This window comes from Sulfitobacter sp. PM12, from assembly GCF_045586035.1.
Lineage (GTDB): Bacteria > Pseudomonadota > Alphaproteobacteria > Rhodobacterales > Rhodobacteraceae > Sulfitobacter > Sulfitobacter pontiacus.
Map to the genome: position 1 here is coordinate 22,741 of NZ_CP151534.1, position 24,438 is coordinate 47,178.

General features: G+C 61.8%; 20 protein-coding genes. 13 read left to right on the forward strand and 7 right to left on the reverse strand.

Going from position 1 to position 24,438, the window contains the following annotated elements:
- Window positions 1-148: 148 nt before the first annotated feature.
- From AADW22_RS17305 to AADW22_RS17315, 3 genes are read left to right on the forward strand one after another with little or no spacing between them, the layout of a single operon-like run.
- Window positions 149-2,242: a TonB-dependent siderophore receptor gene (locus tag AADW22_RS17305; protein WP_407474788.1), complete on the forward strand. Its 2,094-nt coding sequence runs from the start codon at window positions 149-151 to the stop codon at window positions 2,240-2,242.
- Window positions 2,242-3,465, forward strand: coding sequence for an MFS transporter (locus tag AADW22_RS17310; RefSeq protein ID WP_184584075.1), 1,224 nt, complete (start codon window positions 2,242-2,244; stop codon window positions 3,463-3,465). The genes AADW22_RS17305 and AADW22_RS17310 overlap by 1 nt, the downstream gene beginning before the upstream one ends.
- Entirely contained in the window at window positions 3,458-4,474 is a 1,017-nt protein-coding gene (locus tag AADW22_RS17315) for a siderophore-interacting protein (RefSeq protein ID WP_407474789.1), read from the forward strand. Before AADW22_RS17310 ends, AADW22_RS17315 begins: the two co-directional genes overlap by 8 nt.
- 74 nt (window positions 4,475-4,548) lie before the next feature.
- On the opposite strand, the gene AADW22_RS17320 is transcribed toward AADW22_RS17315, so the two are convergent.
- The 3 genes from AADW22_RS17320 to AADW22_RS17330 form a co-directional block, all read right to left on the reverse strand.
- Entirely contained in the window at window positions 4,549-6,339 is a 1,791-nt protein-coding gene (locus tag AADW22_RS17320; RefSeq protein WP_407474790.1) for a Hint domain-containing protein, read from the reverse strand.
- Between the two features lie 398 nt (window positions 6,340-6,737).
- Entirely contained in the window at window positions 6,738-7,487 is a 750-nt protein-coding gene (locus AADW22_RS17325; RefSeq protein WP_037941385.1) for a helix-turn-helix transcriptional regulator, read from the reverse strand.
- Window positions 7,488-7,565: 78 nt separating this feature from the next.
- The gene (locus AADW22_RS17330) at window positions 7,566-7,634 is read right to left on the reverse strand and encodes a hypothetical protein (RefSeq protein ID WP_399268893.1); all 69 of its coding nucleotides are present in this window, start codon (window positions 7,632-7,634) and stop codon (window positions 7,566-7,568) included.
- Window positions 7,635-7,657: 23 nt separating this feature from the next.
- Here AADW22_RS17330 and AADW22_RS17335 point away from each other — a divergent pair, with 23 nt between their 5' ends.
- From AADW22_RS17335 to AADW22_RS17360, 6 genes are all read left to right on the forward strand, one after another.
- On the forward strand, window positions 7,658-8,536 hold the full coding sequence (locus tag AADW22_RS17335; protein ID WP_407474791.1) for a glycosyltransferase family 2 protein: 879 nt from the start codon (window positions 7,658-7,660) through the stop codon (window positions 8,534-8,536).
- Between the two features lie 110 nt (window positions 8,537-8,646).
- On the forward strand, window positions 8,647-9,423 hold the full coding sequence (locus AADW22_RS17340; RefSeq protein ID WP_407474792.1) for an enoyl-CoA hydratase-related protein: 777 nt from the start codon (window positions 8,647-8,649) through the stop codon (window positions 9,421-9,423).
- Window positions 9,424-9,525: 102 nt separating this feature from the next.
- Window positions 9,526-9,963 (forward strand): enoyl-CoA hydratase, encoded by a 438-nt coding sequence (locus tag AADW22_RS17345; RefSeq protein ID WP_407474793.1) that lies wholly within the window; start codon window positions 9,526-9,528, stop codon window positions 9,961-9,963.
- The gene (locus tag AADW22_RS17350) at window positions 9,960-10,865 is read left to right on the forward strand and encodes a cation transporter (protein ID WP_289080393.1); all 906 of its coding nucleotides are present in this window, start codon (window positions 9,960-9,962) and stop codon (window positions 10,863-10,865) included. The genes AADW22_RS17345 and AADW22_RS17350 overlap by 4 nt, the downstream gene beginning before the upstream one ends.
- Window positions 10,866-10,975: 110 nt before the next feature.
- Window positions 10,976-12,106, forward strand: coding sequence for an efflux RND transporter periplasmic adaptor subunit (locus AADW22_RS17355; protein ID WP_407474794.1), 1,131 nt, complete (start codon window positions 10,976-10,978; stop codon window positions 12,104-12,106).
- The gene (locus tag AADW22_RS17360; protein ID WP_407474795.1) at window positions 12,103-15,183 is read left to right on the forward strand and encodes an efflux RND transporter permease subunit; all 3,081 of its coding nucleotides are present in this window, start codon (window positions 12,103-12,105) and stop codon (window positions 15,181-15,183) included. The genes AADW22_RS17355 and AADW22_RS17360 overlap by 4 nt, the downstream gene beginning before the upstream one ends.
- A gap of 93 nt (window positions 15,184-15,276) precedes the next feature.
- Here AADW22_RS17360 and AADW22_RS17365 read toward each other — a convergent pair whose 3' ends face one another.
- Complete coding sequence (locus tag AADW22_RS17365) at window positions 15,277-15,924, reverse strand: NAD(P)H-dependent oxidoreductase (protein ID WP_180829777.1); 648 nt, start codon at window positions 15,922-15,924, stop codon at window positions 15,277-15,279.
- Between the two features lie 124 nt (window positions 15,925-16,048).
- A complete protein-coding gene (locus AADW22_RS17370; protein WP_037941397.1) occupies window positions 16,049-17,584 on the reverse strand; it encodes an AMP-binding protein in 1,536 nt (511 codons plus the stop codon).
- 216 nt (window positions 17,585-17,800) lie between these two features.
- On the opposite strand from AADW22_RS17370, the gene AADW22_RS17375 reads away from it, so the two are divergent.
- Both AADW22_RS17375 and AADW22_RS17380 read left to right on the forward strand, forming a co-directional pair.
- On the forward strand, window positions 17,801-18,667 hold the full coding sequence (locus tag AADW22_RS17375; RefSeq protein WP_278426114.1) for a bile acid:sodium symporter family protein: 867 nt from the start codon (window positions 17,801-17,803) through the stop codon (window positions 18,665-18,667).
- 10 nt (window positions 18,668-18,677) lie between these two features.
- Window positions 18,678-20,333 (forward strand): FAD-binding dehydrogenase, encoded by a 1,656-nt coding sequence (locus tag AADW22_RS17380; RefSeq protein ID WP_278376430.1) that lies wholly within the window; start codon window positions 18,678-18,680, stop codon window positions 20,331-20,333.
- A gap of 10 nt (window positions 20,334-20,343) precedes the next feature.
- Here the strand turns inward: AADW22_RS17380 and AADW22_RS17385 are convergent, their stop codons facing one another.
- Window positions 20,344-20,979, reverse strand: coding sequence for a TetR/AcrR family transcriptional regulator (locus tag AADW22_RS17385; RefSeq protein WP_407474796.1), 636 nt, complete (start codon window positions 20,977-20,979; stop codon window positions 20,344-20,346).
- A gap of 213 nt (window positions 20,980-21,192) precedes the next feature.
- Here AADW22_RS17385 and AADW22_RS17390 point away from each other — a divergent pair, with 213 nt between their 5' ends.
- Together AADW22_RS17390 and AADW22_RS17395 are read left to right on the forward strand one after the other, a co-directional pair.
- Window positions 21,193-22,221 carry a YeiH family protein gene (locus AADW22_RS17390; protein ID WP_407474797.1) on the forward strand — a complete coding sequence of 343 codons (1,029 nt, stop codon included), beginning with the start codon at window positions 21,193-21,195 and terminating at the stop codon, window positions 22,219-22,221.
- Window positions 22,221-23,096: a LysR substrate-binding domain-containing protein gene (locus tag AADW22_RS17395; protein ID WP_407474798.1), complete on the forward strand. Its 876-nt coding sequence runs from the start codon at window positions 22,221-22,223 to the stop codon at window positions 23,094-23,096. Before AADW22_RS17390 ends, AADW22_RS17395 begins: the two co-directional genes overlap by 1 nt.
- Window positions 23,097-23,105: 9 nt before the next feature.
- Here AADW22_RS17395 and AADW22_RS17400 read toward each other — a convergent pair whose 3' ends face one another.
- Window positions 23,106-24,374, reverse strand: coding sequence for a histidine kinase dimerization/phospho-acceptor domain-containing protein (locus tag AADW22_RS17400; protein WP_340245275.1), 1,269 nt, complete (start codon window positions 24,372-24,374; stop codon window positions 23,106-23,108).
- Window positions 24,375-24,438 lie beyond the last annotated feature (64 nt).

Here is a 24,438-nt window from a genome sequence, read left to right on the forward strand (position 1 = left end):
GCTTGTGGCGGCCAAGTTTGTGACGCAGCGGCTTGCCCCGACGCGCTGCCCTGATTAGGTCTCGGGCAGGCGAATACCTTACTATTTCAGTTTGACAATAGCCGCGAGGCGGTTCATTTCCGACTAAAACAGTAAGGGACAGAATTCCATGCAAATTTCAAGGATTGCCTTGGTGGCCGCGCTGGCCGCATCACACCCCGCCTATGCGCAGGAGGCGGATACGCTTGATCTGGGGACGCTCACGCTTGAGGCGGAAAGCGATGCGACGCTGCTGCAAAACGGGTATGTGGCCGAATCGGGGCGCCAGGCCACGCGCGTTGACACCCCCATCCGTGACATCCCCCAAGCGATCAGCACCGTCGGGCAGGACCAGATCGAAGATCAGGAGCCGCGCACGCTGCTGGACGCCTTGGGCTATACCTCGGGGACGAATGTCACCAACTTCGGTTTCGACTCGCGCTATGATGCTGTCTATCTACGCGGTTTCTCGGCCTATTATGACGGGTTGTTCCGCGATGGCCTGCGTCAGGTGAACGGGCCATCGGCGTGGTTCCAGAACCACCCCTACACGTTCGAAGGGGTTTCCGTGCTGAAGGGGCCATCGTCGTCGATGTATGGCGTCAGCGGTGCGGGCGGTCTGGTAAACATCATCTCCAAACGCCCCAAGGACGACGCCTATAACGAGCTCAAGCTCACCTTTGGCACCGACAGCCGCAAAGAGCTGGCGTTCGATTTCACCGGCCCCGTGGGGACCGACGGACGGCTCAGCTATCGCCTGACCGGTGTGGCGCGGGATGCGGACACGCCGCTGCCGGGCTATAGCGATGATCTGGCGCTGCTGGCCCCGTCCTTCACCTATCAATTGACGGATCGGACCAAGATCACGGTCCTGACTGAGTATTCTGAATCAACCCGCGGGGGCACGGCGTCTTACTACAACCCGTCGCAGGGCGAAGCGTCTGATATCTATGTCGGCGATCCGGACTATAATGACTTTGTGAACGAACAATGGCGCGTCGGATACGAGCTTGAGCACGAGATGGACAATGGCGTGACCCTGCGCCAAAACCTGCGGTATTCCGAAGTGGATGCGGATCTTGAGTTAAGCGGCATCTATGCGGCGGGCACGGGGTTCGGGCGCTACTGGGGCCATTACCTAGAGAACTCCGAGAATTTCTCGGTCGATACCTATGCCGAGGGACATTTCTCTACCGGTGCGTTTGACCACACGGTTGTGGCCGGTTTCGATTACACGCAGTCGTCCTATGACGCCTATTATGGCGGTGTCGGCTATGTCTCTGCCGCCGACACGGACGCGGTGGATCAGCCCTATTCCAACGGTCAGGAGATGTATCAGTATGGCGTCTATGTGCACGACCAGCTGAGCTCTGGCCCCTGGACGATGTTCCTGAGCGGTCGTTACGACTGGGTCGATATGACCACCTTTGATGCCAATCAGAACGGCACCGATACATCGCATAATGGGTTCTCGGGCCGTGTCGGGCTGAGCTATGCGTTCAACACCGATCTGTCGGTTTATGCCAATGTGTCGAGCTCCTTCGTGCCGACCACAGGGCTGGTCTATGACGACAGCACCGACCCCAACAGCGGCCGTTCGGCAGAGCCGACACGCGGGCTGCAAAAGGAAGTGGGCGTCAAGTACCAGCTGCCGGGCACGGAAAGCCTGATCACCGCGTCACTGTTTGACATCCGTCAAGAGGACGGCGTGGTCTTCCAGACGGTTGATCCGGCGACGTTCAATGGCTTGAACCAGGTGCAGGTGCCCTATGACCTGCGGTCGCGCGGGCTGGAGATTGAAGGCCAGTTCAACTTTGCCAATGGTTTGCGCGTGACCAGCGCCTATACCTATCTGGATATGGAGATCGAGGCAGGGTCCACCGGCACCGTGGGCAACCGGCTGTCGGCCACGCCGCATCACACCGCATCGATCTGGGGCTTCTACGAGCCGCAAAGCGGGGCGTTCAAGGGCTTTGGCTTCGGGGCGGGTCTGCGCTATGTCGGCGAAAGCTATGGCGACGATGCAAATACCTACAAGAACGATGCCGAGGTCTTTGCCGACCTGTCGATGTCCTATGACTTTGGCGAAGTGGGCTATGACGGGCTGAGCGCGCAGATCAACGTCAAGAACGTCTTTGACAACACAGACCAGACCTGCAGCGCGGACTATTGCTATCGCTACGAAGGGCGCACCGCGACGGCCAGCGTCAGCTACCGCTTCTGATGGCGCGGTCCGGGGGAACTTGGGGTGTCGTCGGCGCGATCGGCGGCATCTATATCGCGCAAAGCGTGATTGCGGGCGTCACATGGTCGGGGCTGCCGGGGGTGTTGCGCGCGCAGAAGCTGCCACTGGACCAGATCGGGTTGATCTCGGTGCTGGTGCTGCCTTGGGCGCTCAAGTTCCTTTGGGCGCCAAGGGTTGAACGGTTCCGGCTGCCCGATGGCGGGCGGGACCGGTCGGTCACGATTGTAACACTCGGCGCTGCGGTGGTGATCGCGGCGCTTTTCGTGGTGGGGCTGATCGGCCCGTCGCCGGTGCTGCCTGTCCTAGCGGTGCTGATGGTGGCGGCCTTTGCGACGGCCACGGTGGATATTGCCTGCGACGGCTATGCCGTGGCGGCGTTGAAGGACACGCAATACGGCTGGGGCAATGCGGCGCAGGTGGGCGGTGCCTATCTGGGGGCTGCGATCGGCGGGGGCGTGTTCCTGATCCTCGTGGACCGCGCTGGATGGCTGGTGGGCGCATGGGGGATGGCGGCGGTGATTGCTGTGCTCTGCGTCCCCTTTGCGATCATCGCGCGGGCGAAAACCGCGCAGGCGCGACCGCATCAACCGCGGCTAAATACCGCCTTGGCCCGCGCCGAGGTGCGTCAGGGTTTGCTGGTCGCGGCGCTTTATGTCGTGGCGCAGAAAACCGCGATGGGGATGTTCGGGCCTTACTTTATCGATGCGGGTTATGATCTGGGTCAGCTTGGACTGCTCAGCGGGGTCGGCAGCCTGACCTTGGGCTTTGCGGGGGCGATGACCGGCGGCGCAGTGGTGCGCCGTTTTGGCACCCGCGTGGTGCTGGCCGGCGCGGTGGCGCTTCAGGCGCTGATCCTCGGGGTGGTTGGCCTGTCGGCGGCGGGTGGCGTTTTCGCCGCCGCGACGGTGGCCCCGATTGCGATGGTCAGCAGCGCGGCCGTCATGGCCTTTGGGTTCGTTGCCCTTTACGGGCAGTTCATGAACTGGTCCGACCCGCGGCAGGGCGGCGTCGATTTTACCTTGTTCCAATGTATGGATGCGGCGGTGAGCATGGTCTCGGGCATGGTCGCCGGGGTCATCGCCGAGCATCTTGGTTACGGTTTCTTTTTTGGTGTGGCCTGTGCCGTCTCGCTTGCGGCATTGCCGCTGATCTGGCGGGTTTCCGGCCAGCGCGCACCGCAACAGGGGATGGCCCATGTCTGATCACACTGCACAAACCGAATTGCCCGGCGTCAATTTCGCCGCCCTGCGTCAGGCCACCTTGGCCGAAGCGGCAGAGCATGACCTGCACGTCGAACAGGATGGCGCGCAGGGAATTGTCGTGGGCACCTATTATGGGCGGATCGCCTTTGCCCCGTCGGGTGCCAATTGCAAGGCCGAGATATCGACCGCGCGCGCCGATTTCCTGCAGACGTTGAAGGACAGTCTGGTGGATCAGATCGGCAGCGTCATGCCCGATGCGGCGCAGGCGATCCGCTGGTCGGATGGGGTACGTCAGGGTGCTTTGCCCGATAACGCGAGGTTGATGACGGTGCAGCACCGCGAGATGTTGGACTGCGGGTTTATGCGGGTCACGCTGGCGGGCGATGTGGCGCGGTTCTCTGACAGTGCGATCCATTTCCGCCTTGGCATCGCGCAACCGGGCAAGACCCCCCAATGGCCCCGCATCGGAGAGAACGGGGCAACGGTCTGGCCCAAGGGTGAACACAAGCTGCATCTGCCGGTCTATACCGCGCGGCGGGTGGATCGGGAAAACGGGCTGCTGGTGTTTGACATCTTTATTCACGAAGGCGGGCGTACCACCGATTGGGCGCGCAGCGTTGAACTGGGGACGCAGATCCTTGTCACCGGACCGGGCGGCGGCGGCTGTACGATCACGGGGCCGGTGTTCGGATTTGCCGATGACACCGCCTTTCCGGCCATCGCCCGTATCATGGAGGCGAACCCCGATCTGACCGGGCGCATCATGCTGTATCCATCGCATGTAGATGCCGCGCATTATCCGTTCCCAAAGCACACCGGTCTGGAGGTCGTTATCGCCAGCGAGGCCAAGCGTGCCACGATGGGGCAGGCGGCCTGCGACGCGGTTTCATCTGTGGCGGACGGGTTTTTATGGTTCGCGGGGCAAAAGGCGATGGCGACGCAGGTGCGCAAGACGTGGAAAGAGCACGGCGGCGCGGCCGAGCGGTCCTATATCTCGGCCTTCTGGTAACGCGCTGTTATTGAGACAAAAAAGGCAGCCCATGAAAGGGCTGCCTTTTCGTTACCTGCACCGGATGGCGCAGCTTACGCGGCGCTGGCGGATACCAGCAGTTGCGCCTCATGCGCGCGCAAAGACCGGCGGGCGGCGACAAAGTTGGACATGCCGTCCGCCGCATCGAGTTCGGGGAACAGCGACAGGATCTCGCTGCGTTGGTCGGACTGGATGCCGGCCATCGAATGTGCCCCCGGCTGGAAGCTTTCGGCCCATGTGCCATCCGCAAACACGACCTCGTGGTTGTCGAACAGCATGTGGATATAGCTGACCTTGTCCGGCGTGACAGTGTCGACCCCGTCGAGCCCGACCAGATGTTTCGCCGCGACCAGAACTTCGCGTTCGCTGAACATCACCTCGGCCGTTTCGGAGGCGACAAGCATGCGGTGGTTCGGGCTGACCATCATATCGCGCTGCGGCACGCCTTCACCAAAGGCACCGGCCTTGATCCGAACGGGGTTGAAGCCGGGGGTGCGCAGCAGGTTGTCGCGCCCCAGATTGCGGCGGCCCACCCAGCGAACCGGCTGCAGGCCGTTGTCACGGGTGACGACCAGATCGCCGACCTTGATCTGCTGCACCGGAATCTCGCCGCGTCGCGTGGCGATGGTGGTGCCGGGGGTAAAGCAGATCACGACCTCTTCGATCTCGGAATAGGTTGTGGTGCCGGTCACGTTGCCGTCCGCATCGCGGAATTCGATGGTGCCGGATTCAGGGCCCGTTTTGGTCAGCGTGTACTGCGACCGATCCAGCCCGCTGAGATTCAGAACGTCGACATCTGTTCCGTCGGCATCTTCGCCACCCACGATGGTGTGATTGCCGCCCGAGGTAAAGTTGAACAGGTCGGAGCCTTGCCCCCCTTCGGCGCGGTCATTGCCGCCACCCGAGGTGATTGTATCCTGCCCGTCGCCGCCTTCGATCTGATCGTCGCCTTCGCCACCGTCCAGGCTGTCGTTCCCGCCTTGACCAAAGATCGTGTCGTCGCCCTCGCCGCCCAGAATGGTGTCATTGCCCGCTTCGATCGGGGTCACGACGGCGTCGTCAATCAGGTCGCCAGACAGGGTGAAGCCCGACTGTGTGGAACGGGTTTCGAGCGTGAACTCGATAAACTCGCGGTTCTCGAACTGGCCCGAGAACCACGCATCCTGATCGTCGGGGGAGTTCGCCTCGGTCCCCGCTGCGGTCACGGTGCCATCGGCATTGGTGACATTCAACGACGTGTCATCGCTGGTCGCGAAGGAGGTGAAGCTGTTGGTGTCCAGCGTCACGGATTCCTGATCGCCGGGGTTGTTGCGATCCAGATCGTTGAAGGTCGCGGTGGAATTCAGCGCGATCGGCTTGAACTCGCCCGTATCGACGTAGTGCTGGCGGTCGTAGAATTCGAGCCGGAAGGTCGCGGTTTCACCGGCATACCTGCTCCTGCTTCCATTACCGGAGTTCAGCAGGATCTCGAAGCCGGTGCCACCGGTAAGGTCGATGGGCATGTTGTCATTCGAGGTGTCGACAAGCACCAGCCGCGCAAAAACGCCGCCGCCATTGTCCAACGTTGCCACGTTGTCATAAAAGACGCTGTCGCCTTCGTCGGCAGAGTTGCCCGTGTTGAAAAGGCGGCTGGCATAAGACAGCGTGATCGGAGACGCGTCGTTGCCCGGTGCTGTTCCGACGCCTGCGTCGCCATATAGCAGGTCATCGCCCGCGCCACCGTCGATCCGGTCGTCGCCGCCTTCGCCAGACACGCGGTCGTTGCCGGCACCTGCATCGATCCGGTCGTCTTCTGCCGTACCTTGAAGGGTATCTGTCCCCGTCGTGCCGTTGATCGCTGCCATTGTCGTCTGCTCCGCGTGATTTCTGCAAGAAACCACGGTCCGAAGTCGGCAAAGGTTTCGCAAATCGTGAAAAAACTGGCGTTCTTTTTATCGCTGTATGCGCATCTGGCAACGGATTTAACGGCTTTGTGATAAGTTGACGTAGCGACTCTCTCGCGTCAGTTGTGGGTGGGGCGATGGTTCACGTTTTACGACCAGTAGATACAAAATGGGGGCGGCATTACTGCCACCCCGCGCTTTGGTCTAAGAATTACTTGCGAAGCAATGCCAGTATGACGAGAAAAGGCAGCGTGAATATGCCCTATCTCACCGGCCTGCTTGGAGAAAATCGTGATGCCGTTCTATGCGCTCTACCTGCCAGTAACCCAAGGGTAGATCAAGCGGGGGAAAACCCCCATCTACGGTTGGATTAGCCCTAAAACCAGTGATTTGGCGACCGCATGATCGCGTGTGCTGGCCCGCAGCTTTTCTTTCGCGCCCTTGATGTGTTTCTCGAAGGTTTTTTCGCTGATCTTGAGGGTCCAGCAGATCTCGGCCGGGCGCAGACCGATGGCAAGATAGCTGAGGCAGTCACGCTCGCGCGGGGTGAGGTTGACCAGCACGCTCATGTGATCGCGGCGGATGCCTTCATCCATCGCAAAGGACAAACGTCGTAACGCGCTGCGATGCTGCTGCCAGTAAAGATCGAATTCGCGGTCGGTGCGTGTCTCGCTCACCCAAAGACCGATGCCGGAGATGGCCTGACCCGCAGGCGTGCGGTTCAGCGCGAAAGACGCACCGAACTGCATCCCGATGTCATTCTCAAGCTCGGATTGCATCTGTTGCGGCTCGGTCGCGTGGTCCAGCAGGCTGGCGTCATTCCACAGCACCTCTTTCGTGCCATTGGCGATCAACTCGACCGAGATATCGTCATCCACCAGCGCCTGTTCCTCGACCGCGGTGACCCAGTCTTGGGGGTAGGTGTGGCGAAAGAAACCGGCTTGGGTAAACCCGCGCACGGTCGCGTCACTGGCGTAAGGGATGATGCCATAGCCGATGCCGGTGACGCCCAGATCGGCGAAGGTTTGGGTGCAGCTGTCCCAAAATGCAACATCGCCCGTGCCCGCTTTCGCGGCACCTGCCAAATCAATCAGCTTTTCCAATGACATGTTCGCCCCCCGGCCTAGGCAACATAATGGCAACGGTGTCGCCAAAAAGCAACATAAAATATGGCTGGAACAAGGCGTTCACCCTTTTGCGTAAGGGAATTTGGAGGCGTCAGGCCGGTGCGTGACAAAATACCCTGTTCGGAAAATCGCAAAGCGCGTAAAAGGACACCATGAATATTTGCGCGATCACAATGGTTTACAAAGACTACTGGGCGCTGTCCCAGTGGTACGCGCATTATGGGCGCATGCTGGGGTTTGATAACCTCTATATTGTCGCCCACGGGGCCGACGCCAGGATCGCCAGCCTTTGCCCGCGTGCGACCGTGATCACCGTGCCCCGCGAAACGCTGGAAGGGTTCGACCGGCGCCGCGGGCAAGTGCTGAACAGTTTTGCCGATGGGCTGGCCGTGTCTTTCGACTGGGTGATCCGCACCGATGCGGACGAGCTTATCTGCTATGATCCTGAACTATATACGTCTCTGCACGCGGTGTTAGAGACGGCATCGGCAAAGTCGATGTTCGCGCTTGGTCTCAATGTGGCAGAGACCTTGGAGGATGATGTGCTCGCGGCGGGGCAAATGGCTCTTGGTCATCGGCGCACGGCGGTGTTCTCGGGGCACTACAGCAAGGCATGGGTGACCAAACGCGGCACGGGGCTGTGGCGCCACGGCATATGGGTCGGGCCCAAGCGCATTGAAACGGCGGTGTTTGACCTGCCGCGCGGTGTCTATCTGATGCACCTGAAATACGCCAATATTTACGCGTTAGAGACGGCAAACCAGCATCGGACCGACGTGGGAAACATGCCGGGGCGCGGCTTGCCCGGTGCCGCGTGGAAAGAGGCGGACCAGACGGCGGCACGGTTCTATGCCCGATTGGCGGGATTTCGCGACGAGACATGGGAGGTCGCGCGCGATCACGCCTATGCCACGATCAGCGCGGAGCCGGTGCGCGACACCAAAGAAAACGTGCTGCGGGCGAAATCGACAGTGTTCGAGCAGCGGGTGACCTTGCCGGAGTGGGTCGCCGCGACGTTTGGCGATACCTGATCAGTGACCCTTCGACGCTGCGGGTTCCGGTGATGGCGCCTTTACCATGCCCTGTTCTCGTGGTGGGATACCCCCGACACAGACCGTAGAATGCGTGGGAGGAGAGCAGGATGACGGATAAGATCAAGGTCGAACGGCACGGGCCGGTGACAGTGCTGCGGTTTGATGATGCCGAGACGATGAACGCGCTGACCTCTGCCATGGCGCTAGAGCTGCGTGACCTGCTGCAACAAGAAGCACAGACAGCGCGGGCGATTGTCTTGGCGGGGTCGCCGCGCGCGTTCTCGGCGGGGGCGAACCTCAAGCAGGGGACGATCGAAAGCGGCAAAGAGCTCGACGCGGGTGCCGCGCTTGAAAATGCCTACAACCCGTTGATGATGACGCTTCGCGATCTGCCGGTGCCCGTGGTCTCTGCCGTGCAGGGGGCGGTCGCGGGTGTGGGAGCATCGATTGCGCTGGCCTGTGATGTGATTGTCGCCGGTCGTGATGCCTATTTCCTTGAAGCCTTTGCGCGGATCGGGCTGATCCCCGATGGCGGGGCGACGTGGTTGCTGACACGCGCCGTGGGCCGCGTGCGCGCGATGGAGATGATGCTGCTGGCCGAGAAAATTCCCGCGCCGACGGCGTTTGACTGGGGGCTGGTGACGCGGCTGGTCGAGAATGACGCGGTTGACGCCACCGCGCTTGAGATCGCGACCAAACTGGCGAACGGGCCGGTGCGCAGCCTTGCCTTGATCCGCAAAGCCGCGTGGAGCGCTGCCGACGCTGATTTTGACACCGCACTGGCGAACGAGCGCAAGTGGCAGAAAGAAGCGGGGAATACCCCCGACTTCAAAGAGGGCGTGGCCGCGTTCCTCGAAAAACGGGCACCCCGCTTTAACGGGTGATCTGTTGTCGAAAGGGCTGTGACCCCTCTGGTTCCTGCGGGTGTCGGTCCCGCGGGAACGAAATCATGATCTGTGCAGTTGTCGCCCTGAAGGGTTTTGATCATGTACCGCCACCTCATCGCCGCTGCTCTTTTGGTCGTTCTGGCTGCCTGCCAGTTGCCGAAAGACCCCGAAAACACCACTGATATTGTGGAAGGTGCCGTGCTGAAGGTCGGCGTGTTGCAAGATCCTTTGCCGGATCAAGACCTGCAGGCGGTGACAATGATCGCCGCGGCACTGGATGCGCAAATCGAATGGCATCGCGAGAACCCGCACCAGATGCTTGACGCGCTTGAGGGGGGTGATCTGCATCTGCTGGCGGGCGGAATACCGAAAGATTCACCGCTGACAGAGCATACGGGCATGACCAACCCCATCGGATATGTGACCGTCGGGGCCGACCGTCCCGAACGGGTGTTGCTGCTGCGGCGCGGCGAGAACCGGTTTCTCATGCGGTCCAATATGGCGCTGCGTCCGCTGACACGGGAGGCGCAGGAATGAACCGCTACCCCCCGCTGCCGCAAGAGATCGCCGACAAAATCGCGAAAGCGCGTCGGCTGGAATGGTGGACGCTGTTCTGGCTGGTGACGATCATTTTTGTGATGTTCATGGTCATGGGATCAAGTCAGGCGATGCAGGCGGCGTGGATCGAAGACACGCTATCGCTGTTGCCGCCGATCCTGTTCCTGATCGCCGCGCGGCTTGAACGGATGCCTCCAAGCCCGAAGTACCCCTTTGGCCTGCACCGCATCGGCACCCTGGCCTTTGCCCTCTCGGCGGCGGCGCTGACCTTGATGGGCGGCTATCTGGTGTATGACGCGGTGGTCACGTTGGTGCGGCAGGAACATCCCACCATCGGCAGTATCGAACTGTTTGGCACCGAGATCTGGATGGGCTGGTTGATGGTGGCGGCATTGGTCTATTCGATTATCCCGCCGGTGATCTTGGGCCGCAAGAAGCTGGCCATCGCGCCCGACATTCAGGACAAGGTGTTGCATGCGGATGCTGACATGAACGCCGCAGACTGGAAGACCGGCGTTGCGGGTATTCTGGGCATCATCGGTATCTCGATGGGGTTCTGGTGGGCCGATGCCGTGGCTGCGGGGTTGATCGGGTTGGACGTGTTGAAAGACGGTGGGCGCAATCTGCGTATCTCGGTCGCGGAGCTGTTGGACGGTGCGCCGCGCAAGCTTGGCTCTGCCGAGCGTCAAAATCTGGCGGATCGTGTTCAGAAAGGCATGGACGGCGCGCCCGTCGTCAAGCTGCGCGAGGCCGGACGCTATCTGCACGTGGTGATCGGCGACGACGACGAATTGCTGCCCGATGCGACGCGCGCGAAAGAGCTGGTCGGCGAGGATGACGCCTGGCGCGTGGTCACCCTGAGCGTGAAGCCCGAAAACTAGGCTCCCCCGGGACCGTTGGGATTTTTTCTGCAATTCGTCGTGTTTTCAGCGACGGAATTTTCAGGGCCCGCGTTAAATGGCTTAATGACCTGATCTGGATAGTTGGAATAATGCGGAAATTTGTGAGTTTGCTGGTGGCCGTCGGGCTTTTGTTCGGGGCTTATGCCATCACCTTTGGCCTGCCCGGCACGGATGCCACAAGCGAGGCGGCGCAGCCTCAGTCCGCGGCGGACGGGCGCCCTGCAGGTGGCCCCCCTGGGGGCGGGCGTGCACGGGGGGCGACTTCGGTGGTGACGACCGCGCTGGAACAACGCCCCTACGAGGTGACACTATACGCGACCGGCACAGCATCCTCTTTGCGTAGTGCGGATGTGGTGACTGAAACCGCCGGTACAGTGGTCGAAACCCGGCTGACCGCGAACCGCGACGTTGAACAGGGCGAGGTCCTTGTGCGGTTGGATGCGCGGACCCAAGAGCTGAACCTTGAAATCGCGCGCGCCAATCTGCAGCAGGCGACCGATACGGTCGACCGCTATGACCGGCTGCGGGCCGGTGGCAACTCTACCATTACCGATGTCGCACAGTCAGAGGCGCGCGTGGCGCAGCAACTGGCCGATGCCGAAGTGGGTCTGGCCGAAGTCGCGCTGGAAGACCGCACCATCCGCGCGCCCATCTCGGGGCGTCTGGGGCTTAGCGAGGTTGAGGTAGGCGATATCCTTGGCGCGAATGACGTGATTGCAACGATTGACCAGACCGAAACGCTGGTGGTCGAATTCGAACTGCCCGAACGCGCTATCGGGGTTCTGGGGCAGGCGCATGAGGTGCTGGTCTCTACCTCTGCCTTTGTCGGTCGGTCGATCACCGGAGAAATCCTGTCATTCGACAGCCGGATCGATGCGGTCACGCGCTCGGTCACGGTGAAGGCCAAGATCGACAATGCGGAACGCATCCTCTGGCCGGGCATGACCTTTGCGGTGCGCCTGCTGCATGAAAGCGAACCGCTGCCGGTCTTGCCATCGACCGCGGTGACGTGGTCGCGCATGGGTGCTGCGGTCTGGGTCGATGACGGTGGGACGGCGGTGCGGGTGCCGATCACGATCCTTTACCGTAAAAACGAATTCGTCTGGGTCGAGGCCGACATCGCCGATGGCGCGATGGTTGTGACCGAAGGCGCGCAAAAGCTGCGGGACGGGGCGAAAATCACCGCGGTCGGTGCCGAGACCGAAAAGGCACCGTCATGAGCGATACCCCTGCAAAGCCCCGTGGCGGGCTCGCCGATCTATTCGTCTCGCGGCCGATTTTCGGGATCGTCATCAACCTGCTGATCCTGATCGCAGGTCTCGCCGCGCTTGTGGCTGTCGACGTGCGGGAAATGCCCGACGTTGACCAGCCGGTTCTATCCGTGCGCACCACCTATGAAGGCGCGGTGCCCGCAACCGTCGACCGTGAGGTGACGCAGGTCCTTGAGGATGCCCTGAGCGCGCTTGAGGGGTTATCCTATATGGAATCCACCTCGACCACGGGGTCGAGCCGGATCACCATTGATCTGTCCGAAGGCACCGATGTCGATGTTGCGGCAAATGAGGCGCGCGAGATCGTTTCGTCCACATTGCGCGACCTGCCCGATGATATCGAGGATGATCCGACCGTGACCAAAAGCGACAGCAACGCGGATGCGATCATCCGGCTGGCGCTGATGGGCGACGCGAGTCTTGATGCGTTGACCGAGCTGGCCGAGGGCGTCGTCTATGACCGGCTGTCCACCATTGACGGCATTGCAGAGGTTACCCTGCGCGGCGAGCAACCTAACGAGTTCCGCGTGACGCTGGATATGCCCGCGTTGCTTAGTCGGGGTATGACCCTGTTCGATGTCTCTGACGCGCTGGCAGCGCTGCGCGATGACACGCCGCTGGGATCGCTGGATTCAGATGCGCAAACCTTGGCGCTGCGGGTCGGCAACGCGAATGTCACCGTTGATACCGTGGGCCAGATCCCGATTGATGCGAATACGCGCGTTTCTGACGTGGCGTTCGTGCGGCTGCTGCCGGAAGAGGACGCCGTGCTAACCCGCGTGAACGGGCAAACCGCCGTCGGCATGGACATCACGCGGCAATCCGTGGGCAACACGCTGTCGATCTCGGAAGATGTTGCCGTTGCGGTGGCTGATCTGCAATCGGCGCTGCCCGACGGCGTTCGGCTGTTCGTGACCTCTGACGACGGGACATTCATCAGGGGATCCTTGACCGAGGTGATGAAATCCATCGCTTTGGCGACGGGGATTGTGGTTGTGGTGATCTTTGCCTTTTTGCGCTCCCCCCGTGCGGTGATGATCCCGGCGGTGACCATTCCGGTGTCGCTGGTGGGCACAGTCGCCGCGATCTGGCTGACGGGGTTCTCGGTCAATACCATCAGCCTGCTGGCGCTGGTGCTGGCGACGGGGATGGTGGTGGATGATGCGATTGTCGTGATCGAGAATATCGTGCGCAAACGTAAACAGGGGATGGGGGCCTTTGCTGCCGCTGCGGCGGGCACGAACGAGGTGTTCTTTGCCGTCATCTCTACCACGGCGACGCTGGCGGCGGTGTTTATCCCGATCTCTTTCCTGCCCGGTCAGGCCGGTGGGGTGTTCAGCGAATTCGGCTTCGTGCTGGCCTTTGCTGTCACGCTGTCTTCCATCACCGCGCTGACGCTGGCACCGGTTCTGGCGGCCTTTCTTGATCCGGGGAAATCCGCGCTCGAGGCAACGGCAAAGCCGCAAGGCTGGGCCGGGCGGATGTTCGACACGGTGATGGACAAAGCCATCCGCATGCCGTTGGTGGTGCTGGGGGCGGCGGGCGCCTTTGTGATTGTGGCGGCGGGGGCGGCGGGCACTTTGCCCTCTGCCATCACGCCCGACGAGGATCGCGGGTTCTTTCTGGTACAGGCGCGCGGTGCCTCTGATACCACGATCGACTACCTTGATACCCAGGTTGATCAGATCGAAGAGATCCTGACCCCCTATCAGGAAAGCGGCGAGGTTACCTCGGTTCAAAGCATCGTTGGCGTCGGCGGTGGCACCAGCGCCTTCATCATCGTGCGGCTCGATGACTGGAGCAATCGTGACCGCAGCCAATCCGCACTGGTCGCCGAGATCAGCGGCAAACTGGCGCGGGTGCCCGGCGTTCAGGCCTCTGCGCGGGGGACAAACAGCCTCAATATCCGCGGCGGCGGGCAGGGCTTGCAATTCGCGGTGACGGGCAAGGACATCGCGGCGATGACCACGGCAACCGAGGCTTTGGTCGCGGCGATGGCGCAGGATGAGGCGTTTTTGAACCCGCAACTTTCCAACGACGCGGTGCAGGCGCAATACGAGGTCCGCGTTGATCCCGAAATGGCGAGCGTCTTTGGCCTGACAGAGGCCGAGATCACCCAGACCATCGGCGCAATGACCCAAGGCAAGGTCGCCGTCACCGTCTTTGCGGACGAGATCGAGACGGATGTGAATGTCGTGCCCGGTGGCCCACCGATCGATGACCCGTCTGATCTTGATAACATCCAGTTGCAGTTGCCGGGCGGTGCCTATGTGCCCCTGTCCGCGGCGGCAGAGCTGGTGCCCGTGGTCAGCCAGTCCACGCTGGAACGGCAGGGCGGGTCGCTGGCGGTATCGGCGCAGGCGAACCTGAACGACGGTATCGATCTTAGCGTCGCGATGACCCGTCTGACGGCGATTGCCGATAGCGTGCTGCCCGACGGGATGGGGATCATCTTTACCGGCGAGGCGGCGACGCTGAGCGACAGCCAGACAGAGATGTATATGGTGTTCGGCGTCGCGTTGGTGGTGGTGTTCCTTGTGCTGGCCGCGCAGTTCGAAAGCATCGCCAGCGCTGTCGTCATCATGCTGACCGTGCCCTTTGGTCTGGCGGCGGCGCTTTTCGCGATCTCGCTCAGCGGTGGATCGTTGAACTACTACAGTCAGATCGGGCTGGTGATGCTGATCGGGGTGATGGCGAAGAACGGTATTCTGATCGTCGAATTTGCCAATCAGTTGCGCGAGGCGGGGCAGGATATCGATAGCGCCATTCGGGACGCGCTGCGTCTGCGGATCCGTCCGGTGATGATGACGATGGTATCGACCGTCTTTGGCGGCTTGCCGTTGATCCTGACCTCGGGCGCGGGGGCCGAAGCGCGCATCGCCGTGGGCTGGGTGATCGTGGGCGGGCTTGGGTTTGCCACCATCTTCACCCTATTCCTCACGCCGGTGTTCTACCGCTATGTGGCGGTCTGGGGGGCAGAGCCGGGGATGGCATCAAAACGTCTGACCCGCGAGGCGGCGGTCTGACGAAAACTGCGGGGCCGGTCGCAAAGAACCGGCCCCGCGTTGGTATGCTTCTGACGGTGCGAGACGGGTGTTTGCCCCTTCGCCCCGCAACAATCAGTCGATATGGGTGACCAGCGTTTCCGCCGACTTGCGTACCTTTTTCATCGGGGCCAGCCAGTCGGATTCCGCGTCGCGGTAGCCCAGAGGCAGCAGGATCACCGACCGCAGGCCGCGCTCTTTAAGGCCCAGAATCTCGTCTACCTTCGCTGGGTCGAAACCCTCCATCGGGGTGCTGTCGACCTCTTGTTCAGCGGCGGCAACCAGTGCCACCCCAAGCGCGATATAAGCCTGACGCGCGGCATGGGCGTAGTTTACCTCGGCATCGCGGGGCAGGTAGTTGTTTTTCAGGTTCTCGTAATAGGCGCTGAGCAAGGGCAGGTCGCCACGGGCTTCGACATTCAGATCGGTGACCGCGTCGATGCGGTCTTTGGTGTAGTTATCCCACGCCGCGAACACCAGCAGATGTGACCCTTCGGTGATCTGGGTCTGGTCGCTGGCGGCTTTCTGGATCTGCGCCAGCTTGTCGGGGTTGGTCACGACCAGCAGCTCGAAGGGCTGGGTGCCGCTTGAGGTGGGGGTCATGCGGATGGCTTCGACGATGGTGTCGACTTTTTCCTGAGGGACTTTCTTGGACGGGTCCATCTTCTTGGTCGGATAGCGCCAGTTCAACTGCTCTAGTAGGGTGCTGGTCATCGTGATCATCCTGTTTTTGGCCGCCTCGGGGCGGCGTGTGTACCGGCGCGATGTGGGAAACCCCGCGCCCCAACACAAGGAGACCGGCGCAATTCGCACCGGTCCCTGTTGGCGTTGGGGCGTCAGGTCAGGGTCAGATCGACCGGCCCGCCCCGTCCCAGTAGGGCGCGCGCAGGCGGGGTTTGAAGATCTTGCCGCTGTCTTCGCGGGGCAGGGCCTCGTGGAAATCGACGATCCGTGGTGCTTTGAAACGGGCCAGTTTGCCGTCAAGGAAATCAAGCACCTTCTGTTTGTCGGCGCTATGCCCGTCGGCCAGTTCAACCGCCGCGACGATCTGTTCGCCAAATTCGGGGTCAGGGGCGCCAAAGACGGCGACATCGCGGATGAAAGGCGCGCGCATCAGCACCGCCTCGATCTCGGCGGGAAAGATATTGGCCCCGCCCGAGATGATCATGTCTTTCTTGCGATCCGTGATGAACAGGAACCCGTCCTCATCCACAGATCCCAGATCCCCGACAGAGAAATGCCCGTGCTTTTCAGCCGAGGCGCGGCTTTCGGGATCGTTGGAATAGTCGAACCCGCCGAAGGCATCCATACGGGCATAAATCTCGCCCACCTGACCGGCGGGCAGCTCGTTCCCATCGGGGTCAAGGATCATCAGCGTGCCGCCCATCTGCATCCGCCCTGCGGTACCGGGCCGCGCCAAAGCATCTGCCGAGGATACCATCGTCATGAACCCGATCTCTGTCGCGCCGTAGCTTTCCCAGAACACAGGCCCCCACCAGTCGATCATCGCTACTTTCAGGTCATGTGGCCACGGTGAGCCCGTCGAGACGCAGAATTCCACCGAGGACAGGTCATATTTCGCCTTCACCTCTTGGGGGAGCTTTAGCATCCGGCTCATCATGGTGGGGACCAGATAGATATGGGTAATGCGCTGAGCCTCGATCGTGGCAAGGAAGCTTTCGGGGTCGAACTTGGGCGCGACAAAGGTCGATACGCCCGGGGTGACCAGCGCGGCAGAGGTCAGCGTTGATGGCGCCGAGTGATAGATGGGCGCTGCCGTAAAGAACCGCGAGCCGGGTTTGAGCTGCAACATCTCGGTGCCTACGCGCGAAAGCACCTCTTCAAAGTCACGCTTGGGCCCGCCCCCCAAACGCCGCACGCCCTTCGGCTTGCCGGTCGAGCCCGAGGTATAGCGCATCAGCGGGCGCATCATCTCGCGCGGGGTGATGGGGTCGGCGGCATCTACCAGCGCGGACCATTCCGGCGTCTCGGGGTCGGTCTTTGCGGCGGCGTCATCAATGCCATAGGCTTGACGCAGCGCGGTATCAGGGGTGACCGCGATGACCGTTCGCCCCTCAAGGGCGGGGCGCAGAGCGTCGATCAGGTCACGGTGGATGATCACGAACTGCGCGCCGCTGTCGTCACAGATGGCGCCGGCCTCTTCTGCCGCAGCGTGCCAGTTCTGCGCCACGATGACCGTGCCGGCCATGGCCGCGGCGCGCATAACCTCGAGCTGGGTCAGATCGTTGCGCATGATCAGCGCCACAGGCACATCAGCCCCCGCCCCCAGACGCGTCAGCGCCGCAGCGCCCTGCGCCGCGCGCTGTTCAAACGCCTCTCGTGCAAGCTTGCGATCAAAATCCGCAATCACCGTATCCGACATTAGATGTACTCCCATCGTGCCAATACCCGCCCGCCACCTTCGGGCGCGCAGGTTGTTTCGTTCCCTTACGCTAAGGTAACCTTACTTTGGGTAAGGGTCCATCGGGGGCCCGTGCGCGACGTTACGGCAGAGCGGATTTCTCTTAGGTGAATCGGCACTTGACGGCTATACCGGAAATATATTCTGTTTTTCACAGATGTCTTGGGAGGGATAATCGTGGATGTACTGATTTCGGTCGTCTTGCCGCTTGGCTTGGCGTTTATCATGTTTACCTTGGGTGTCGGGCTGACACCTGCGGATTTCGCGCGTGTCGGGCAACGGCCTCTTGCGTTTTTCATCGGGGCGCTCAACCAAAGCATCCTGCTGCCGCTCGTGACCTTTATCTGTGTGCTGGCCTTTGGTATCCGCGCGGAAATGGCCGTGGGCTTCATGATTCTGGCGGCCTGCCCCGGTGGGGTGACCAGCAATGTGATCTCGAAGCTGGCGAAAGGGGATGTGGCGCTGTCGGTGTCGCTGACGGCGGTGATCAGCCTTGCCAGTGTGGTGACCGTGCCGCTGATTTTGGGCCTGTCGATGGGATATTTCATGGGCGATGCCGCGCCCGAGATCGACATCACCAAAACCGCTGTCACCATGTTTGCCCTGACGGTGGTGCCTGTCACGCTTGGCTTGGGCGCGCGGGCGATGGCCCCTGCCGCGATGACCCGGGCCGAGCCTAAGCTGAGCGCGGTGGCGACGATCCTGTTTGCGGTGATCGTGCTGGCGGCGCTGGCGGCGAATTGGGCGCTGTTTGTGGAAAATATCGTGGTGATCGGGCCCGCGCTGCTGGTCTTGCTGGCCGCGCTGACCACCATCGGCTTTGTCGTGCCGCGTCTGCTTGGCCGGTCGGTGACCGAGGCCAAGACCATCTCGGTCGAGACGGGGGTGCAGAACAGCACCCTGGGGATCGCCGTCGCCGCGATCATTGTCGGCGGCGAGGGTGGGTTCACCGCCTATGCGCTGCCGTCGGCTGTTTACGGTATCCTGATGTATCTGATCATCCTGCCCGTCGTTTTGAAATACCGCCGCATCGGCACAGCGTAAGGAGCTTTGCATGAACACCTCTGACGTTATTATCGTGGGCGGCGGTCTGGCCGGACTGGTCGCCGCAGCCGAACTGGCTGATCGTGGTAAACAGGTCACCATCATCGATCAGGAACCCGAAGCCTTTCTGGGCGGGCAGGCCTTCTGGTCCCTTGGCGGGCTGATGCTGATCGACAGCCCCGAACAGCGCCGGATGGGCATCAAGGACAGCCGCGAACTTGCGCTGCAAGACTGGATGGGATCGGCGCAATTCGACCGGCCCGAAGACGCGTGGCCGCGCAAATGGGCCGAGGCCTATGTCGATTTCGCCGCAGGCCCAATGCGCAGTTGGCTGTACGATATGGGGATGCGGTGGTTTCCCGTCGTGGGATGGGCTGAACGTGGCGGCAGCTTTGGGTCGGGTCACGGCAATTCGGTGCCGCGCTTCCACCTGACCTGGGGTGTTGGGCCCGGAACAATGGAACCATTCGAACGCCGCGTGCGGGAACATCAGCAGGCCGGTCGCATCACGCTGAAATTCCGCCATCGCTGTTCGCATATCATCATGGAAAACGGTGCCGCGGTCGGTGTCTCGGGCGAGGTGCTGGCGGCGGACGGGGCATCGCGCGGGCAAAAGACCAACCGTGATATCGTGGGCGATTTCGAACTGCGCGCGCCCTCTGTCGTTGTCACCTCTGGCGGGATCGGCGGAGATTTCGAGCTGGTGCGCAAGTCATGGCCGACGGCACGTCTTGGCCCGGCCCCGAAAGAGATGATCGCCGGCGTACCCGCCCACGTCGATGGCCGCATGATCGCCATCAGCGAGGCGGCGGGCGGCCAGCTGATCAACAATGACCGCATGTGGCACTATACCGAGGGCGTGAAGAACTGGGACCCGATCTGGCCCAACCACGGTATCCGTATCCTGCCCGGCCCGTCGTCGATGTGGTTCGATGCAAAGGGCAACCGCTTTCCCGCGCCGTCACTCCCGGGGTTCGACAGTCTGGGGTCTTTGAAGATGATCCTTGATACGGGCTTTGATTATTCGTGGTTCATCACGACGCAGAAGATCGTGAAAAAGGAATTTGCCCTGTCGGGGTCAGAGCAGAACCCCGATTTCGCCGACAAAAGCTGGGTCAAAGTCTTGCAGCAGCGTATCCTGAACAAGGCCGCGACCCCCGCCGTCGAAGCCTTCAAGGAGCATGGCGAGAATTTTGTGGTCGCCCAAACATTGCCCGAGCTCATCGCCAAGATGAACGGGATGGAGGGGAATGATCTGTTGTCGCTTGACAAGATCGAAGCCGAGATCAGGGCTCGCGACAGTCAGGTCGACAACAACTTCACCAAAGACGCGCAGATCATGGCGATCCATGCGGCGCGGAACTATCGCGGCGACAAGCTGCAACGCACGGCGAAACTGCACAAGATCCTCGACCCTGAAAACGGCCCGTTGATCGGGGTCAAGCTGAACATCATCACGCGCAAAACTCTGGGCGGGTTGCAGACCAATCTTGACAGCCAGATGCTGGATGCCTCTGGCACGCCGATCCCGGGGCTGTTCGCGGCGGGCGAGGTCGCCGGTTTTGGCGGCGGTGGGTATCACGGGTATAACGCGCTTGAGGGAACGTTTCTGGGCGGCTGCATCTTTTCGGGGCGGCAGGCGGGGCGGGCGGATACGATCGCCTGACCCGCAGGCGCTAATCCGACAGGTATTGCGCCAGATAATGCTCAAGCACTTTGGTCAGCTCTTGCGAATAGGGGCGAGAGCTGCGCCGATCCGCCTGCGCCGCGACCAGATCTTCCATCGCAAGGGAGATCTGGATCGTGGTTTTGGCCACCACCACGGGATCGCCGCCCTGAAACCCGTCGGCACCGCTTTCCCATCTGTTGCATAGAAAGCGGACCAGATCGTCGTGGTCGTCATCCTCGATCGCGAGCGGCCCGCGTTTCGTCGCGAAATGCAGCAGGAGGGGGCGGTAGTAGGGATGCCGCGCCAGATAGCTGCGCTGCACATCCAGCACGGCACGCAACCGGTCCCGCCATGTCGTATGGGCGTGAACATCATCAAGGCTGGCAAAAAGCTTGGCGCGTAATTCATTGGCGGTCTGCGAATAGAGCTCAAGCAGCACGTCATCAAGCGTGGGAAAATACCGATAGATAGAGCTGACAGGCACCTCGGCACGGGTCGCGATGGCGGTGGTGGTCAGGTCTTGCAACCGGTTCTCGGCCAGCAGCGCTGCCGTGGCGTTCAGGATGACATGCACGCGGATCACCGCACGCGACTGGCGCGGCGTTTCACGGGTCCGCAGGGGGCCAAAGATGATCGGGACCATGGGTTTCCCTTTCTGCGCAGCGATGCCGGTTTCGGCAGTCCTTTAACGATAGGGGCGCAGAACCCCAAGCGTAAAGAGAGACGCTGCATCAAGCGACTGCCACGGCCTAACCAATCAATCACGTTTTGCGATCAGTTGGATAATTATAATCCGTTGGATTGATGTATCGGAATGGCCGATAGTGCACGGGACACGACGATACTTAGGCACGCTATGACTGATACGACCCTCTCTGACCTCGTTCACGCTGATAAAACCACGCCATCGATCTGGCCGGGTCTGGCGCTTGCCGCCATGATCGCCGCGCTGGCCTTTGCGCTGCGGTATCTGCCGGGGGTGGGGATGCTGAGCCCGTTGATCCTCGCGATCCTTCTGGGGATGGCGCTGCGCAACACTCTTGGCACGCCGGAGGTGGCCAAGGCAGGGCTTGTGGTCAGCATGCGACAGATATTGCGGGCGGGGATTATCCTGATGGGGTTGCAGTTGACGCTGGGGCAGGTTGCGGCTGTCGGCTGGGTGGGGGTCGCGGTGATCGCGCTTTCGCTGGTGCTGACCTTCGGGTTCACCACATGGCTGGGCCGCGTGCTGGGGGTGGATGCCAAGCTGACGCAGTTGATCGCGGCGGGCACGTCGATCTGCGGGGCCTCTGCCGTGATCGCAACCAATACCGTCACCCGTGGCCGCGACGAAGACGTCGCCTATGCGGTGGCCTGTGTGACGATTTTTGGCTCGCTCTCCATGATCCTGCTGCCCTTGGCCGAAAACTGGCTGACCCTTGGCCCGCGCGGCTTTGGCCTTTGGACCGGTGCGTCGATCCACGAGGTCGCCCAGGTCGTCGCCGCCGCCTTCCAGCGCGGCGAGGAGGCCGGCCAGTTCGGCACGATTGCCAAGCTCACGCGGGTGATGATGCTTGCCCCGATGATCCTGTGTCTGGGAGCCTTTGCCGCGCGGCGGCGTCAGGGGCAAGGCGGTGGCGGCAAGGCCCCGATCCCGTGGTTTGTTTTCGGTTTCATCGCGATGGTCGGCGTGGCCTCGACCGGATGGGTACCGCAGGCGGTGCTGGACCCCGCGACCGCTGTGACGCAATTCCTGCTGGCGATGGCGCTTGCGGCAATGGGGCTTGAGACCGATCTGCGCAAACTTGCTGCGGCGGGGGGGCGTCCGGCCTTGCTGGGGGCGGCGGCTTGGGTCTTTATCATGGGGGTCAGCCTTGCGCTGATCATCCTGACGGGGGCCGCCTGATGACACTGGACCAGTTGCGCATATTCGTTGCCGTGGCAGAGCGTGAACACATGACCCGCGCCGCCGAAGCATTGAACCAGACCCAAAGTGCGACCAGCGCTGCCATCGCCGCGCTGGAAGAGCGTCATAACCTGCGCCTTTTTGATCGTATCGGGCGGCGGATTGTGCTGACCGATGCAGGGCGCGATTTTCTGAGCGAAGCCCGCGCCGTTCTGGCCCGCGCCGCCATCGCCAGCCAGCGGCTGGATGATCTGGCGGGGGTGAAACGCGGAAAGCTGCGGCTTGCGGCAAGCCAGACGGTCGCGAACTACTGGTTGCCCGCGGTGATCGCGCGGTTCCGCGAGGCGCACCCCGAGATCGCGCTGACGGTGCGGATCGGTAACAGCGACGACGCCGCTCGCGCGGTCGAAGCATTGCAAGCTGACATCGGCATTATCGAGGGGGACTGCCAGCTCACCACACTCCGCGCTAAGGCGGTGGCGGGGGATACGCTGCGGCTGGTGTTTCCAAGCGGTGCCGAGGGGGGCGATCTTTCGCCCGAACGCTTGCGGCACACTCCTTGGATCCTGCGTGAAGCAGGCTCAGGCACGCGCGACAGTTTTCTTCAGTGGCTCGGGCGGCAGGGTTTGGGGCTGGAGGAACTGGAAAGCACGCTAGAGCTTCCGTCAAACGAGGCGGTGTGCAGCGCGGTCGAAGCGGGCATCGGTGCCGCGCTGCTGTCCGATCTGGTGGTCCGCCGGTCGATCGAGGCGGGGCGGATGGTCGACGTGCCCATCGACACCCCGCAACGGCGGTTTCACATCCTGACCCATGCCGAACGCCAGCCAAGCGCGCTTGAGGCCCGGTTCATCCACCACGCCGAGACAAGCTTTTAGGCTCCGCTGCTAGATAAGCTTCTGTCGCGCATCAGGGACAGTGGCAGGTGCCATTTTGGCAGCCTGAATCATCGCGGTCTTGCACCGCCACGCGGGCAGGCGGATGACGGCGCGGCTGTGATCCGCTTCTGCGTGGACCTCAAAATCGCCGCCGTGCATCTCGACCAGCTTGCGGGTCAGGGGCAGCCCCAGACCCAGGCCGCCCTTGGTCGCACGGTGGTCCAGCGACCCGCCCACGACAAAGGGTTTGTAAAGTTCGGCCAGTTCGACATGTTCGTCGAAGCTGCCGTTGTCCCGCACCGAAATCTCGATATTCCCGTCCATGTCCTGAAACGTCTCTAGCGTGATGTCGGTCCCGCCGTGCATCACCGCATTCAATACCAAGGCTGTGACGGCAAGCTCGATCTGTTCGGCGTCCACATGCAGCGTATCCAGCATCACAGTATCACGAAGCGTGACCGTTTTGGCCGCCACATCCGTGGTGGGGAACTGCAACCCTGCAACCGCGCTCAGGATCGCGGCAAGGTCGCAGTTTTGTTCGTTCAACCGCAGCTCGCCGGTGCTGGCGTTACTATAGGACAGGATCGTTTCAATCAGTTTCGTCAGGTGATCCACCGACCGACGGGCCGAATGGATCAGCGTGGGGTTAGTACCGGTGCTTGCTGTCGCCTCTAACAGCTTGAGACTGCCGAAAAGCACGGTCAGCGGCGTGCGCAACTCGTGCCCGACCAAGGTCAGGAAGGTTGATTGCGCGGTTTTATCCTGCTGCACTTCGGGGGCTTCGGGTTGGCTCCGCTCTAGTGCGGCAACGACGATACGACCCAGATCGGTGAGCAGGGCAATCTGCTTTTCCGAAGGGTATTCATGGGGCTTCAGGTCCAGCGCACACAGGCTTCCAAAGCGGTGACCGGAGGACAGGATGAGCGGCACACCCGCGTAATAGCGCGCCTCCGGCCCGCCCTTGGCGACCATCGGGTGCCGTTCAAAGCGGGCGTCCTTGCTGAGATCGGGCACGATCATCGGCGCGTCGGACATAATGGTGTGCGCACAAAAACCGGTGTCCTTGGGCATCGGGTCCAGATGCATGCCCACAACGGATTTATACCACTGGCTGTCCTCTTCGACCACGCTGATATGCGCAATCGGGCAGTCGAGCAGGGTGCGCGCCGCCTCGCATATCGTGTCAAACAACGCTTCGTTTTGTGCGGTCAGTCCCGGAATATCAAAAACGGCGCGCAGGCGGGCTTCTTCGTTAAAGGGGATCGGATAGGTTCTCATGCGGGGCTCCTTGGCTTTGGGTCAACTTGGTTAACAAATTGGGCATTCCTGCGGTCGCTTCGTG

Bases quoted from the DNA above. Each gene is read 5' to 3' on its own strand.
- AADW22_RS17305 (WP_407474788.1), top strand. From the start codon at position 149: ATGCAAATTTCAAGGATTGCCTTGGTGGCCGCGCTGGCCGCATCACAC.
- AADW22_RS17310 (WP_184584075.1), top strand. From the start codon at position 2,242: ATGGCGCGGTCCGGGGGAACTTGGGGTGTCGTCGGCGCGATCGGCGGC.
- AADW22_RS17315 (WP_407474789.1), top strand. From the start codon at position 3,458: ATGTCTGATCACACTGCACAAACCGAATTGCCCGGCGTCAATTTCGCC.
- AADW22_RS17320 (WP_407474790.1), bottom strand. From the start codon at position 6,339: ATGGCAGCGATCAACGGCACGACGGGGACAGATACCCTTCAAGGTACG.
- AADW22_RS17325 (WP_037941385.1), bottom strand. From the start codon at position 7,487: ATGTCATTGGAAAAGCTGATTGATTTGGCAGGTGCCGCGAAAGCGGGC.
- AADW22_RS17335 (WP_407474791.1), top strand. From the start codon at position 7,658: ATGAATATTTGCGCGATCACAATGGTTTACAAAGACTACTGGGCGCTG.
- AADW22_RS17340 (WP_407474792.1), top strand. From the start codon at position 8,647: ATGACGGATAAGATCAAGGTCGAACGGCACGGGCCGGTGACAGTGCTG.
- AADW22_RS17345 (WP_407474793.1), top strand. From the start codon at position 9,526: ATGTACCGCCACCTCATCGCCGCTGCTCTTTTGGTCGTTCTGGCTGCC.
- AADW22_RS17350 (WP_289080393.1), top strand. From the start codon at position 9,960: ATGAACCGCTACCCCCCGCTGCCGCAAGAGATCGCCGACAAAATCGCG.
- AADW22_RS17355 (WP_407474794.1), top strand. From the start codon at position 10,976: ATGCGGAAATTTGTGAGTTTGCTGGTGGCCGTCGGGCTTTTGTTCGGG.
- AADW22_RS17360 (WP_407474795.1), top strand. From the start codon at position 12,103: ATGAGCGATACCCCTGCAAAGCCCCGTGGCGGGCTCGCCGATCTATTC.
- AADW22_RS17365 (WP_180829777.1), bottom strand. From the start codon at position 15,924: ATGATCACGATGACCAGCACCCTACTAGAGCAGTTGAACTGGCGCTAT.
- AADW22_RS17370 (WP_037941397.1), bottom strand. From the start codon at position 17,584: ATGTCGGATACGGTGATTGCGGATTTTGATCGCAAGCTTGCACGAGAG.
- AADW22_RS17380 (WP_278376430.1), top strand. From the start codon at position 18,678: ATGAACACCTCTGACGTTATTATCGTGGGCGGCGGTCTGGCCGGACTG.
- AADW22_RS17385 (WP_407474796.1), bottom strand. From the start codon at position 20,979: ATGGTCCCGATCATCTTTGGCCCCCTGCGGACCCGTGAAACGCCGCGC.
- AADW22_RS17390 (WP_407474797.1), top strand. From the start codon at position 21,193: ATGACTGATACGACCCTCTCTGACCTCGTTCACGCTGATAAAACCACG.
- AADW22_RS17395 (WP_407474798.1), top strand. From the start codon at position 22,221: ATGACACTGGACCAGTTGCGCATATTCGTTGCCGTGGCAGAGCGTGAA.
- AADW22_RS17400 (WP_340245275.1), bottom strand. From the start codon at position 24,374: ATGAGAACCTATCCGATCCCCTTTAACGAAGAAGCCCGCCTGCGCGCC.